The sequence below is a fragment of the Streptomyces sp. NPDC005496 genome (assembly GCF_042872045.1).
Classification (GTDB): domain Bacteria; phylum Actinomycetota; class Actinomycetes; order Streptomycetales; family Streptomycetaceae; genus Streptomyces.
Genome location: NZ_JBIAJQ010000002.1, coordinates 931321 through 945387, shown reverse-complemented (window position 1 = coordinate 945387; position 14067 = coordinate 931321). Strand labels below are relative to the sequence as shown.

Below are 14067 nucleotides of genomic sequence, written 5' to 3'. Positions count from 1 at the left end.
GGAGAGCACGGACGACATCCGTGTCCGGGCGGCGCTCGCTGGTCCGCGCGGGCGGGTCGGGCAGGCCGGGACGGCAGAGGCGGCCACGACGCCGCCGGCGCCCAGCGGCCCCCGTACCCCTGGTACCCGCGGCGAACCGGCGCCGCCGAGAGCAGCGTCACACCCGGCAGGGGCGCCGAAAATGGCCGATAACCCCTCGCCCGTGTCTTCATGCGGCATAGCGTCGGTACAGACCGGACACCCCGCGTCTCGGCGTCACGTCGTAGAAGAGACCGAACTTCCTTCAACGTCACGCAACGGCGCGCGACAGGAGCCAGAGGACAATGCAGACCAAGCTGGACGAAGCAAAGGCCGAGCTGCTCGAACGGGCCGCCCGGGTAGCTGAGAACAGCCCGGTCGGGGGGCATCTACCGACCGGGACGACGGGCGAGGGCACACCCGACCGGGACACCGTGCTCACGTTCCTCCAGCGCTACTACCTGCACACCGCCCCGGAGGACCTGACCGACCGCGACCCGGTCGACGTCTTCGGAGCCGCCTTCTCGCACTACCGGCTGGCGGAGAACCGCCCGCAGGGCACGGCCAACGTGCGGGTCCACACGCCGACCGTGGAGGAGAACGGCTGGACCTGCACGCACTCGGTCGTGGAGGTCGTCACCGACGACATGCCCTTCCTCGTCGACTCCGTGACCAACGAACTCTCGCGCCAGGGCCGCGGCATCCACGTCGTGATCCACCCGCAGTTCGTCGTGCGGCGCGATCTGACGGGCAGGCTGATCGAGGTGCTGCCGGGCCGCCCGGGCGGTGACCTCCCGCACGACGCCTCCGTCGAGTCCTGGATCCACGTCGAGATCGACCGTGAGACCGACCGCGCCGACCTCAAGCAGATCACCGCCGATCTGCTGCGCGTGCTGTCCGACGTCCGCGAGTCCGTCGAGGACTGGGAGAAGATGCGCGACTCGGCGCTGCGCATCGCCGAGGAGCTGCCCAAGGAGCCGACCGCGGACGACCTGCGCGACCAGGAGGTCGAGGAGGCCCGGGAGCTGCTGCGCTGGCTCGCGGACGACCACTTCACCTTCCTCGGCTACCGCGAGTACCAGCTCCGCGACGACGACTCCCTGGCCGCCGTGCCCGGCACCGGCCTCGGCATCCTGCGCTCCGACCCGCAGCACGGCGGCGACGAGAGCCACCCGGTCAGCCCGTCCTTCGAGCGGCTGCCCGCCGACGCCCGTGCCAAGGCCCGCGAGCACAAGCTCCTCGTGCTGACGAAGGCCAACAGCCGCGCCACCGTCCACCGGCCCTCGTACCTCGACTACGTCGGCGTGAAGAAGTTCGACGAGAACGGGAACGTCGTCGGTGAGCGGCGCTTCCTCGGTCTCTTCTCCTCCGCCGCGTACACCGAGTCCGTGCGCCGGGTGCCCGTCATCCGCCGCAAGGTCGAAGAGGTGCTCAAGGGCGCCGGTTTCTCGCCGAACAGCCACGACGGACGCGACCTGCTCCAGATCCTGGAGACGTACCCGCGCGACGAGCTCTTCCAGACCCCGGTCGACGAGCTGCGGGCCATCGTCACCAGCGTCCTCTACCTCCAGGAGCGGCGCCGGCTGCGGCTCTACCTGCGCCAGGACGAGTACGGCCGCTACTACTCCGCCCTCGTCTACCTGCCGCGCGACCGCTACACGACCGGTGTCCGGCTGCGGATCATCGACATCCTCAAGGAGGAGCTCGGCGGCATCAGCGTCGACTTCACCGCCTGGAACACCGAGTCGATCCTCTCCCGCCTGCACTTCGTGGTCCGGGTCCCACAGGGCACCGAGCTGCCGCAGCTGTCCGACAGCGACAAGGAGCGCATCGAGGCGCGGCTCGTCGAGGCCGCCCGCTCCTGGGCCGACGGCTTCGCCGAAGCGCTGACCGCCGAGTGCGGCGAGGAGCGCGCCGCCGAACTGCTGCGCCGGTACGGCAACGCCTTCCCCGAGGGCTACAAGGCCGACCACACCCCGCGCGCCGCCGTCGCCGACCTGGTCCACCTCCAGCAGCTCACCCAGGAGCAGCGCGACCAGCCCAAGGACTTCGCGCTCAGCCTGTACGAGCCGGTGGGCGCCGCCCCCGGCGAGCGCCGTTTCAAGATCTACCGCACCGGCGAGCAGGTCTCCCTCTCCGCCGTCCTGCCTGCGCTCAACCGCATGGGCGTCGAGGTCACCGACGAGCGCCCGTACGAGCTGCGCTGCTCGGACCGGACGACCGCCTGGATCTACGACTTCGGACTGCGCCTGCCCAAGTCGCAGAACGGCAGCGGCGACTACCTCGGCGACGACGGCCGCGAGCGGTTCCAGGAGGCCTTCGCCGCCACCTGGACCGGCAAGGCCGAGAACGACGGCTTCAACGCCCTCGTGCTGAGCGCCGGGCTGAACTGGCGCCAGGCGATGGTGCTGCGCGCGTACGCCAAGTACCTGCGCCAGGCCGGTTCCACCTTCAGCCAGGACTACATGGAGGACACCCTCCGCAACAACGTCCACACCACCCGGCTGCTCGTCTCGCTCTTCGAGGCGCGCATGTCGCCGGAGCGGCAGCGGGCCGGCGTAGAGCTGACCGACGCGCTGATGGAGGAGCTGGACGCCGCCCTCGACCAGGTCGCGTCCCTCGACGAGGACCGCATCCTGAGGTCCTTCCTGAACCTCATCAAGGCGACCCTGCGCACCAACTTCTTCCAGCACGCCGTCGGCGGCAAGCCGCACGAGTACGTCTCCATGAAGTTCGACCCGCAGGCCATCCCGGACCTCCCGGCGCCGCGCCCGGCGTACGAGATCTGGGTGTACTCGCCGCGTGTCGAGGGCGTGCACCTGCGGTTCGGCAAGGTCGCGCGCGGTGGTCTGCGCTGGTCCGACCGGCGTGAGGACTTCCGTACCGAGATCCTCGGCCTGGTCAAGGCGCAGATGGTGAAGAACACCGTCATCGTGCCGGTCGGCGCCAAGGGCGGGTTCGTCGCCAAGCAGCTGCCGGACCCGGCCGCGGACCGCGACGCCTGGCTGGCCGAGGGCATCCGCAGCTACCGGACCTTCATCTCGGCGCTGCTCGACATCACCGACAACATGGTCGGCGGCGAGGTCGTGCCCCCGGCCGACGTGGTCCGCCACGACGGCGAGGACACCTACCTCGTCGTCGCGGCCGACAAGGGCACGGCCACGTTCTCGGACATCGCCAACGAGGTCGCCGAGTCGTACGACTTCTGGCTCGGTGACGCCTTCGCCTCCGGCGGCTCGGCGGGCTATGACCACAAGAAGATGGGCATCACCGCCCGCGGCGCCTGGGAGTCGGTGAAGCGGCACTTCCGGGAGCTCGGGCACGACACCCAGACCGAGGACTTCACGGCGGTCGGCGTCGGCGACATGTCGGGTGACGTGTTCGGCAACGGCATGCTGCTGTCCGAGCACATCTGCCTGGTCGCGGCCTTCGACCACCGGCACATCTTCATCGACCCGAAGCCGGACGCGGCCACGTCGTTCGCGGAGCGGCGCCGCCTCTTCGAGCTGCCGCGCTCCAGCTGGGCCGACTACGACAGCGCGCTGATCTCGGCCGGCGGCGGTGTCTTCCCGCGCACCGCCAAGGCCATCCCGGTCAACGCGCACATCCGCGAGGCCCTCGGCATCGAGGCCGGCGTCACCAAGATGACCCCGGCCGACCTGATGAAGGCGATCCTCTCCGCGCCGGTCGACCTGCTGTGGAACGGCGGCATCGGCACGTACGTGAAGTCCGCCGCCGAGTCGCACGCCGACGTGGGCGACAAGGCCAACGACGCCATCCGCGTCGACGGCGCCGACCTGCGGGTCAAGGTCGTCGGCGAGGGCGGCAACCTGGGCCTGACCCAGCTCGGCCGGATCGAGTTCGCGCAAGCCGGCGGCCGGATCAACACCGACGCCATCGACAACAGCGCGGGCGTGGACACCTCCGACCACGAGGTGAACATCAAGATCCTGCTCAACGCGGTGGTGGCGAACGGCGACCTGACCGTCAAGCAGCGCAACAAGCTGCTCGCCGAGATGACCGACGAGGTCGGACAGCTCGTCCTGCGCAACAACTACGCGCAGAACGTGGCGATCGCCAACGCGCTCGCCCAGTCCGGCAGCATGCTCCACGCCCAGCAGCGGTTCATCCGCCACCTGGTGCGCGAGGGCCACCTGAACCGGGCCCTGGAGTTCCTGCCCACCGACCGGCAGATCCGCGAGCGCCTGAACAGCGCGCAGGGCCTCACCGGTCCCGAGACGGCCGTCCTGCTCGCGTACACGAAGATCACCGTGTCCGACGAGCTGCTCGCCACCTCGCTGCCCGACGACCCCTACCTGCAGAAGCTGGCGCACGCCTACTTCCCGACGGCGCTGCGCGAGCGGTTCCGCGAGCAGATCGACGCGCACGCCCTGCGCCGCGAGATCGTCACGACGGTGCTGGTCAACGACACCGTCAACACCGGCGGGACGAGCTTCCTGCACCGGCTGCGCGAGGAGACCGGCGCCTCCCTGGAGGAGATCGTCCGGGCCCAGACCGCGGCCCGCGCGATCTTCGAGTCGAGCGCGGTGTGGGACGCCGTCGAGGCGCTCGACACCGTCGTGGACGCGGACGTCCAGACCCGGATCCGCCTGCACTCCCGCCGGCTCGTCGAGCGCGGCACGCGCTGGCTGCTCAACAACCGGCCGCAGCCCTTGCAGCTGGCGGAGACCATCTCCTTCTTCAGCGAGGGCGTCAACAAGGTCTGGGGCGAGCTGCCCAAGCTGCTGCGCGGCGCGGACCTGGAGTGGTACCAGCAGATCTACGACGAGCTGTCGGGCGCCGGTGTCCCGGACGGTCTTGCCGAGCGGGTGGCGGGCTTCTCCTCGGCCTTCCCGACGCTGGACATCGTCGCGGTGGCCGACCGCATGGGCAAGGACCCGATGGCCGTCGCCGAGGTGTACTACGACCTCGCCGACCGGCTGAGCATCACCCAGCTCATGGACCGCATCATCGAGCTCCCGCGTGCCGACCGCTGGCAGTCCATGGCCCGCGCCTCCATCCGCGAGGACCTGTACGCGGCCCACGCGGCGCTCACCGCGGACGTCCTGGCCGTCGGCAACGGCACCTCGACTCCCGAGGAGCGCTTCAAGGCGTGGGAGGAGAAGAACGCCGCGATCCTCGGCCGCGCCCGTACGACGCTGGAGGAGATCCGCGGCTCGGACTCCTTCGACCTCGCGAACCTGTCGGTGGCGATGCGGACGATGAGGACGCTGCTGCGGACGCATTCGTAGCCCCCGGCCCAGCCGAGAGGGGGGTGCCCCGGACCGCACGGTCCGGGGCACCCCCTTTTTTTCCTGCCGTCCGCCGCCCCGGTGGGCCCGTTCGGTGCACTACCGGACCAGTTCACCAGGGCCATTGCCGTGGGACTAACTAGCATCAATGGGGTGAACCTGCATCAGCGCCCCGCGCCCGCCGTGTCCGTGGTCGTGATCGTCTACAACGACGCGGCCAGGCTGCCCACAGCGGTGCGGTCCGTCCTGGACCAGACGCTGCGCGACGTCGAGATCGTCATCGTCGACGACCGCAGCACGGACGGTTCGTACGAGGTGGCGCGGGAGATGGCCGCCGGAGACCCCGGCCGCATCCGCGCCTTCCGGCTGCCGGAGAACAGCGGCGGCTGCGGCGCGCCGCGCAACCGCGGCATCGAGGAGGCCCGCGGGGAGTACGTGCTCTTCCTCGACAGCGACGACGTGCTGGAGCGCAACGCCTGCCGCAACTTCCTGGAGGCGGCCGAGAGCACCGGCGCCGACCTCGTCTCCGGCCTCTGCGTACGGGTGCACGTCGACTCGCGCACCCGCAAGGAGGTCAAGTGGTACCCCTGGCTGTACGCGCGCACCCGCACCCTGGAGTCGGTCTCCGAGCTGCCCGACCTGCTGGTGTTCGACACCCTCTCGACGAACAAGTGCTACCGCCGCCGGTTCCTGCTCGACCAGGGGCTCCGCTTCCCCGTCGGCATCCACTACGAGGACCTGCTGTTCTCCGCCCAGGCGTACGTCGCCGCCCGCCGCATCACCCTCGTCCCGAACCGGGTCTACGACTGGAACGTCGTGGAGAAGCCGGCGACGACGGCCGTGCGGTCGATCAGCAACCGGCGTGACGAGATCGCCAACTTCGCGCACCGCATGGAGATCCACCGCCGCGTCGACAGCCTCCTCGCGGACAGCGGCCTGCTGGAGCTGAAGTTCCGCAAGGACGTCAAGTTCCTCAAGCACGACCTCGTGCTGCACCTGCGCGACCTGCCCTTCCGGGACGCCTCCTACCGGCAGGAGTTCGCCGCGATCGCCCGCGAGTACCTGGAGTCGATCGACCGCGCCGCCTTCGACGAGGCGGAACCCGTCCACGCCGTCTGCGCCTACCTCCTGCAGAAGAGCGACTGGGACAACCTGCTGCCCGCCGTCGACACCCTGACCAACCGCGACAAGATCTCCTCACCCCTCGTCGAGCGCGACGGACGCGTGTACTGGTGCGCCGAGCACCTCGACGACGACTTCGGCCGGCACGTCCTGGACGTCACCGAGCTCGGCTACCACACCCGGCCGATCGAGCGGATGTTCCTGCGCAACGCGCTCACCGCGTACGAGCGGACCGGCGGCACCGTCCGGCTCGCCGGGCGCATCACCAACCCCCTCGGGATCGTCCCGCCCGGCGCCCGGCTCAGCGGGGAGCTGGAGTTCTACGCCCGCCGCAAGGGCGTACGCCTGCGCACCTTCCGCTTCCCGGTGGCGGCACTGCGGCACGAGGGGGCTGCCGTCGCCTGGGAGGCCGCCGCCGACCTCGGCGCCGTCAGACCGCTCGGCATCGTGGACGCCGTGTGGGACGTACGGCTCCACCTCGACGTCGACGGCGCACGGACCTCGACCCGGCTCACCGTCACCCGGCCGGACCTGGACGGGGGCCCGCTGCCGGTGCGGCCCCGGCTCAGCCGGCTGGTCGCCGACAGCGTCGAACCGGTCGTCTCCGCCCGCGGCCACCTCGCCTTCCGGCTCGTGCCGGACAAGAAGGCGAGCGAACTCGTCCTGCGCGGCGCCCGGGGCCCGGCCGGCCGGCTGGCCAAGTCCGGCTACCGCAAGGCCAGGTCCGTACGGAAGAGGCTCACCTCGGGCGACACCAAACTCCGCGTGTACCACGAGGTGTTCAGCCGCCTGCCCCTGCGCAAGGGCCTCGTCGTCTTCGAGAGCCACCTGGGCCGGCAGTACAGCGACAGCCCCCGGGCGACCTACGAGGAGATGCGCCGCCAGGGCCTGCGGTTCGAGGCGGTGTGGTCGTACACCGGACGGCCGGACGGCTTCCCGGCCGACGCCACCCTGGTGCGCCGCTGGTCGCTGCCCTACCTCAGAGCTCTCGCCCAGGCCGAGTTCTGGGTCGACAACCAGAGCTACCCGCTGAAGCTCGCCAAGCGGCCGGGCACCACGTATATCCAGACCTGGCACGGCTCGGCGCTCAAGCGGATGGGCTTCGACGAGACCGAGTGGAAGCTCAGGTCCCGGGCAGAGCAGGAGGCGCAGCAGCGCACCCTGGACCGCTTCGACCGGTTCCTCATCCGCTCCGAGCACGACGTCCGCACCCTCGCCCGCGCCTTCCGGCTCCAGGAGAAGACGCTGCTGCGGGTCGGCTACCCGCGCAACGACGCGCTCGTGCGGGCCAGGCAGCGGGAGGAGACGGCCGGCGGGGTGCGCGAACGCGGGCCCCTCGCCGCCGAGCTGGGCATCCCGGACGACAGGACGGTGCTGCTCTACGCCCCGACGTTCCGGCAGCGCGGCGGGCGGAAACGGTTCGAGCTGCCCTTCGACGCGGAGCGCTTCGCCGACGCGTTCGGCGACCGGTACGTCCTCCTCGTACGCTCGCACTACCTCAACCACGTCGTGCTCCCGCCGTCCGTGCGGGGCCGGGTCCTCGACGTCACGGCGCACCACGACATGACGCCGCTGCTGGCCCTCGCCGACGGGCTGATCACCGACTACTCGTCCGTGATGTTCGACTACGCGCTCCTCGACCGGCCGATGTTCTTCCTCGTCCACGACTACGAGGAGTACGTGCACGAGGGCCGCGGCACCTACTTCGACCTGCTGGAGCGGGCGCCGGGCCCCGTCGTGCGCACCGAGGACGAGCTGTACGCGGCCCTCGGGTCGTTCGACGAGCAGGGCGTGAAGTACGCGGCGGCGCGCGAGCGGTTCGTCGCCGACTTCGGCGAGTACGACCGGGGGACGGCCGCCCGGAGCGTCGTCGACCAGTTCTTCTCCCACTGGAGGCCCGGGTGAGCGTGCGCCTCGGGCCGGAGGGACACGCCGGGTGCCACGCAGCCGACGAGCGGCCTGGACGCGACATCTTCCTCGTCTCCAACAGCGTCGACGAGCTGGGTGGCGTGACCAGCTGGTCGCACCAGATGGCCCGCCTCTTCACGAGCCGCGGCCACCGCGTCCACGTCGTCGGCATCACCGTGCCCGCCGTCCCCCAGGAGCTCGGCGAACTCCCGTACCCCACCACGACCCTGTACGACGTCCACCCGCCGCGCGTCGCGCCGATGGGAAGCCTGGTCGCGCGGCTGAATCCCGCCGAGCGCAGGCTGCGGGCGGCACGCGCGGACGGCGCACGGCGCCAGGCAGCCCGGCTCACCGCGCTGTTCCGGTCCGCCCGCCCCGGCGCCGTCGTCATCGTCACGCAGGTGTGGGCCATGGAGTGGGTGGAGCTGGCCGACACCAGCGGCCTCACGGTCATCGGCATGAGCCACGAGTCCTACGCGTACTCCCGGACGACCTCGCGGTTCCGGCGGGTGCGCACGCACTACCGGGACGTCGACCGCATGCTGGCGCTGACCCGCGAGGACGCCGACCTGTGGATCGGGCAGGGCTTGAACAACGCCTCCTTCATGCCGAACCCGCTGCCGTTCATGCCGCGGGAGCCGTCGCCGCGCACCGGCAATGTGGTCGTCAGCGTGGGCCGGCTGACCGACCAGAAGGGCATCGACCTGCTTCTCGACACCTGGGCCGAGGTCGCCCCGCGCCACCCCGGCTGGACGCTGCGGATCTACGGCTCCGGCGAGGACGAGGAGGTCCTGCGGGGACAGTGCACGGCGCTCGGCCTCGACGACTCGGTGATGTGGATGGGCCGGACCGGCGACGTGCCGGGCGCCCTGCGCACCGGCTCCGTCTTCGTGCTGGCCTCACGCGGCGAGGGCTTTCCGCTCGCCCTCATGGAGGCCATGGCGACCGGACTGCCGTGTGCCGCCTTCGACTGCGCGCCCGGCGTCCGCGAGATTGTCCGCGACGGCGAGGACGGCCTGCTCGCCAGGCCGGGCAACACCGGCGAACTGGCCCGCCGTCTGGACACGTTGATGTCCGACAGGGAACTCAGGGACCGCATGGGGGACGCGGCCCGGGTGAACGTCCAGCGCTACACGGCCGAGGAGATCGTGCGGCGCTGGGAGGACCTGTTCACGTTCCTGGAGCGCTGACCCGCGGGGCCCGCCCGGCCCCGCGAGCCCGGCTCACTTCCCGGTGAACTTCTCGTACTCCTTCAGGACCTCTCCGGTGGGCCCGTCCATGCGCAGCTCGCCGCGCTCCAGCCACAGCACGCGGTCGCAGGTGTCACGGATCGACTTGTTGTTGTGGCTGACCAGGAACACCGTGCCGGCGTGCTTGCGCAGTTCGCGGATGCGCGCCTCGGAGCGCTTCTGGAAGGAGCGGTCGCCGGTGGCCAGCGCCTCGTCGATCATCAGGACGTCGTGGTCCTTGGCGGCCGCGATGGAGAACCTCAGCCGCGCCGCCATGCCCGAGGAGTACGTGCGCATCGGCAGCGTGATGAAGTCGCCCTTCTCGTTGATGCCCGAGAAGTCGACGATCTCCTGGTAGCGCTCCTTCACCTGCTCCCGGGACATGCCCATCGCCAGGCCGCCCAGGAAGACGTTGCGCTCGCCGGTCAGGTCGTTCATCAGGGCCGCGTTCACCCCGAGCAGGGATGGCTGCCCGTCGGTGTAGATCCGGCCGTTCTCCACCGGGAGCAGGCCCGCGACCGCCTTCAGCAGCGTGGACTTGCCGGAACCGTTGGTGCCGATCAGGCCGATGGCCTCACCGCGGTACGCCGTGAACGAGACGTTCCGGACGGCGTGCACCCGGCGGACGCCGGCCGCCTGCTCGGTCCTCCTGCGCCGCAGCATCCGGTTGAGCGCGGCGGTGGCGGTGCCGCGGCCGGCCCCGGTGCCGTTGACGCGGTACACGATGTCGACGCCGTCGGCGATGACGGTGGGGACGGGGGCCGCGTCGCGCACGGCGGCACCGGACCCGTCGGGACGTCCGGCTTCCTTCGTCAGGGTGTCAGCCACGGCCGTAGGTCTCCTCAGCCTTCCAGAAGTAGATGAAGCCGCCGACACCGGCGACCAGCGCCCAGCCCGCCGCCAGCGCCCACACGTGGGCCGGGAGCTGGCTCCCGTGGAAGCTGTCGATGAGCGCGAACCGCATGAGGTCGATGTAGACGGCGGCCGGGTTGCACTGGAGCGCCACCAGCACCGCGTGCGGGATGTCCCGGTCGTGCAGCATCCGGTCGATGCTCCACATGACCCCGGAGACGTACATCCAGGTGCGCAGCAGGAACGGCATCAGCTGGGCGATGTCGGGTGTCTTCGCGCCCATCCGGGCGACGACCATCGCGACGCCCGCGTTGAAGACGAACTGCAGGGTGAGCGCCGGGACGACCAGCAGCCAGGAGGCGGTGACCGGCACGCCGAAGCAGAGCAGGATCACCACCAGGGCGGCCATCGAGAAGAGCAGCTGCTGGAGCTGCTGGAGGCAGTACGACACCGGCAGCGCCGCCCGCGGGAAGTGCAGGGCCCGCACCAGCCCGAGGCTGCCGGAGATGGCGCGGGTGCCCGCCATGATCGAGCTCTGCGTGAACGTCCACACGAAGACGCCGGTGACCAGGAACGGGACGAAGTCGGGCACGCCGTGCTTGGTGCCCATCAGGATGCCGAAGATGAAGTAGTAGACCGCCGCGTTCAGCAGCGGGGTCGCCACCTGCCAGACCTGGCCGAGCTTCGCCTGGCTGTACTGGGCGGTGAGCTTGGCGGTGGCGAAGGCGGTGATGAAGTGCCGCCGCGCCCACAGCTGCCGCACATATGCGGGCAGGGTGGGGCGGGCGCCGCTGACGGTCAGGCCGTGTCGCGCGGCCAGCTGCGCCGGGGTCTCGGTCGGCGGGGCGGTCGCGGGAGGCGGTGTGTGGAGGACCTGGCTCACATCCGCTGCTTTCGCTCGGGGGGTCGGGGTGGGCGGGCCCGTCACCGGCGGTTCACCGGGTGTTTACGTCGGGACGGGACCGTATCGTCGCAACGTGAGCGTAGGCCGGTCTCACGTCGGAACGCAACCGTTTCGTCGTTACGGCCTATGCTGGTCGGCATGACGACGAACGCCGACTCGACCCGGCCCGGCGCGGACAGGGCACCGCGCCGCAGGCCGCCCGCCGGTGCCGCCGTGCTCCGGGAGGACGTCACCGAGGCCATCCGGACCGCCGTCTTCGAGGAACTCGCCGCCGTCGGCTACGCCCGGATGTCCATCGAGGGCATCGCCCGCCGCGCGGGCGTCGGCAAGACCGCGGTGTACCGGCGCTGGCGCTCCAAGCTGCACCTCGTCCTGGACCTCGTGTCGGCGGTCGCCGTCCAGGGGCTGCCCGCGCCCGACACGGGCTCCCTCGAAGGCGACCTGCGCCTGCTGTACGAGGTCACCTCGCGCGCCCTGCGGCACCCGGTGGCCGGCCAGGTCATCCCCGACCTCCAGGCCGAGGCGGCCCGCAACCCCGAGATCGCCGAGGCCATGCAGAAGGCGCTGCGCGAGGGGCAGCAGGGCGTCGCGAGCGGCATCGTGGCGGCCGCCGCAGCCCGGGGCGAGATCCGCGCGGGCGTCGATGAGGAACTCGCCCTGGACCTGATGTCCGGCCCGCTGTACTGGCGCGCGGTCGTGGTCCGCGGCCCCCGGCCGCCGAAGGACTACCTGACCGGACTGGCCAGAGCGACGGCGGCGGCGCTCAGGGCGCTGTGACCCCGGCGTCCGCGAGCCCGCGGGCCAGGGCGGCCAGGTCGCCCGCCCGCAGCACCCGGCCGCCGGAGCCCGGCAGCGGCACGCGCAGCGCCCCGGTCCAGCGCGCGGGAACGGCGTCCGCCCCGTACACGGCCCCCGCGAGACCGCCCGTGACGGCCGCGACGGTGTCGGTGTCACCGCCGAGGTCGATGGCGGCGCGCACGGCCTCCTCGTACGAGCCGGTGATGCGCAGCGCCCACACGGCGGACCCGAGGCAGGGCCAGACGGCGCCGTTGATCTCCGTCGCAAGATCCGGATGCCAGTCCGGCGCGAGGACGGCGGCGTAGCGGGCCCGGTGCCCGGGATCGACGGCGGCCAGCGCCCCGGGGACGGCGGCGAGCGGGTCCCGGCCGTCCAGCGCGACGCGGACCAGCTCGTGGAAGAGCGCGGTTCCCTCCCAGGCCGCCCGGTCGCCGTGGGTGAGCGCGGCGATCCGGCGGGCGGCGTCCATGGTGGCCTCCCGCCCGAGCGGCGCGAAGCGGACGGCGGACGTCGCGGCCCGCATCAGCGCCCCGTTGCCCGCGGCCCGCTGACTGACCTGGAAGTGCAGCGCGGCGGCCGTGTCCCACGGGTCGCCCGACGTCAGCACGGCCTCTGTCTGCAGCCCGATGTCCTTGGGCTCGGCGGCGGCCCAGCGCCGGAAGCGGGCGAAGAGGTCGGCCGGGTCGAGGCCGCCCCGCTCCAGCAACGACTCGCCCACCAGCACGGCCATCTGCGTGTCGTCCGTCGCCTCGCCCGGGTCCCAGCCGCCCCCTCCGCACATCTCCCCGCCCTGCCCGGGGACGGGGAAGCGGGCCGAGAACGCTCCCTCGGGTCCGAACTCGAAAGGCGCGCCGAGGGCGTCGCCGATCGCGGAGCCGAGGACGGTGCCGGTGACCCTGAGGTCGCGGGGGACGGTCATCGGGGCAGCGTACGGCCCGCGGCGCCGGGGCCGCGGGGGCCGGTCAGCGGGCGGCGCCCGGGTGCAGGCGGGTCCAGCCGTCCCAGGCCGACGTGATCATGTCCTGGACGTCGTACTTCGCCTTCCAGCCCAGTTCCGCGGCGGCCCGGTCGGCGGAGGCGACGACCCGCGGCGGGTCTCCCGGGCGGCGGGCGGTGACCGTCGGGGGAGCGTCGTGGCCGGTGATGGCGTTGATGCGGTCGACCATCTCGCGCACCGAGACCCCTTCCCCGCGCCCGATGTTGAGGGTCAGGTCCGTGCCGGGCGACGCCCGCAGCACACGGGCGGCGGCCACGTGCGCCTCGGCCAGGTCGACCACGTGGATGTAGTCCCGGACGCAGGTCCCGTCCGGGGTCGGGTAGTCGTCGCCGAAGATCCGCGGCGGCGCGGCCTGCGTCAGCCGTTCGAACACCATCGGGACGAGGTTGAAGACGCCGACGTCGGCCAGTTCCGGAGTGGCCGCCCCCGCCACGTTGAAGTAGCGCAGCGACGCCGTGGACAGACCCGTGGCCCGGCCCGTCGCGCGGACCAGCCACTCGCCCGCGAGCTTGGTCTCGCCGTACGGGCTCATCGGCACGCACGGGGTCTCCTCGGTGACGAGGTCCACGTCCGGCATGCCGTAGACGGCGGCGGAGGAGGAGAACACGAACGACGGGACGGCCGCCTCGGTCACCGCCTCCAGCAGTACCCGCAGCCCCTCCACGTTCTCGCGGTAGTAGTGCAGGGGCAGTTCCACCGACTCCCCGACCTGCTTCTTCGCCGCGAGGTGGACGACACCGGTGATCCGGTGCTCGGTGCAGGTCCGCGCCAGCAGCTCGCCGTCCAGGGTGGAGCCGACGACGAGCGGCACGTCCGCGGGCACGCGCTCGGCGATGCCGGTGGACAGGTCGTCGTAGACCACGGCCCGTTCGCCCGCCTCGGTCATCGCACGCACCACGTGCGCCCCGATGTAGCCGGCGCCGCCGGTGATCAGCCAGGTCATGTCGGCCGTCCCCTCGTCAGTGAGCCATGGGTCGTGAGCGTCCG

Annotated in this window: 8 protein-coding genes; 4 read left to right on the top strand and 4 right to left on the bottom strand. The window is 71.7% G+C overall.

The genetic code is table 11. From position 1 onward, the window contains the following. Positions 1 to 323 precede the first annotated feature (323 nt). The 3 genes from ACFYQQ_RS08625 to ACFYQQ_RS08615 all read left to right on the top strand — a co-directional run bounded on the left by ACFYQQ_RS08625 (position 324) and on the right by ACFYQQ_RS08615 (position 9490). The gene (locus ACFYQQ_RS08625) at positions 324 to 5270 is read left to right on the top strand and encodes an NAD-glutamate dehydrogenase (RefSeq protein ID WP_355787662.1); all 4947 of its coding nucleotides are present in this window, start codon (positions 324 to 326) and stop codon (positions 5268 to 5270) included. A gap of 153 nt (positions 5271 to 5423) precedes the next feature. Continuing rightward, the gene (locus ACFYQQ_RS08620) at positions 5424 to 8297 is read left to right on the top strand and encodes a CDP-glycerol glycerophosphotransferase family protein (protein ID WP_388903966.1); all 2874 of its coding nucleotides are present in this window, start codon (positions 5424 to 5426) and stop codon (positions 8295 to 8297) included. A gap of 2 nt (positions 8298 to 8299) precedes the next feature. Next, complete coding sequence (locus ACFYQQ_RS08615) at positions 8300 to 9490, top strand: glycosyltransferase (protein WP_388904021.1); 1191 nt, start codon at positions 8300 to 8302, stop codon at positions 9488 to 9490. A 33-nt stretch (positions 9491 to 9523) separates the two neighbouring features. Here ACFYQQ_RS08615 and ACFYQQ_RS08610 read toward each other — a convergent pair whose 3' ends face one another. Both ACFYQQ_RS08610 and ACFYQQ_RS08605 read right to left on the bottom strand, forming a co-directional pair. Then, on the bottom strand, positions 9524 to 10345 hold the full coding sequence (locus ACFYQQ_RS08610; protein WP_388904019.1) for an ABC transporter ATP-binding protein: 822 nt from the start codon (positions 10343 to 10345) through the stop codon (positions 9524 to 9526). A 4-nt stretch (positions 10346 to 10349) separates the two neighbouring features. After that, positions 10350 to 11264 carry an ABC transporter permease gene (locus ACFYQQ_RS08605; protein ID WP_355786619.1) on the bottom strand — a complete coding sequence of 305 codons (915 nt, stop codon included), beginning with the start codon at positions 11262 to 11264 and terminating at the stop codon, positions 10350 to 10352. A 159-nt stretch (positions 11265 to 11423) separates the two neighbouring features. Here ACFYQQ_RS08605 and ACFYQQ_RS08600 point away from each other — a divergent pair, with 159 nt between their 5' ends. Further along, entirely contained in the window at positions 11424 to 12062 is a 639-nt protein-coding gene (locus ACFYQQ_RS08600) for a TetR/AcrR family transcriptional regulator (protein ID WP_388903964.1), read from the top strand. Here ACFYQQ_RS08600 and ACFYQQ_RS08595 read toward each other — a convergent pair. After that, entirely contained in the window at positions 12049 to 13002 is a 954-nt protein-coding gene (locus tag ACFYQQ_RS08595) for an ADP-ribosylglycohydrolase family protein (RefSeq protein WP_355786614.1), read from the bottom strand. The two genes, ACFYQQ_RS08600 and ACFYQQ_RS08595, sit on opposite strands and share 14 nt — an antisense overlap. A 43-nt stretch (positions 13003 to 13045) precedes the next feature. Next, complete coding sequence (galE, locus tag ACFYQQ_RS08590) at positions 13046 to 14023, bottom strand: UDP-glucose 4-epimerase GalE (protein WP_355786612.1); 978 nt, start codon at positions 14021 to 14023, stop codon at positions 13046 to 13048. Between the last annotated feature and the right edge of the window lie 44 nt (positions 14024 to 14067).

Excerpts from the sequence above, each read along its gene's own strand:
- ACFYQQ_RS08625 (WP_355787662.1), top strand. The coding sequence starts at position 324 with ATGCAGACCAAGCTGGACGAAGCAAAGGCCGAGCTGCTCGAACGGGCC.
- ACFYQQ_RS08595 (WP_355786614.1), bottom strand. The coding sequence starts at position 13,002 with ATGACCGTCCCCCGCGACCTCAGGGTCACCGGCACCGTCCTCGGCTCC.
- ACFYQQ_RS08600 (WP_388903964.1), top strand. The coding sequence starts at position 11,424 with ATGACGACGAACGCCGACTCGACCCGGCCCGGCGCGGACAGGGCACCG.
- galE (WP_355786612.1), bottom strand. The coding sequence starts at position 14,023 with ATGACCTGGCTGATCACCGGCGGCGCCGGCTACATCGGGGCGCACGTG.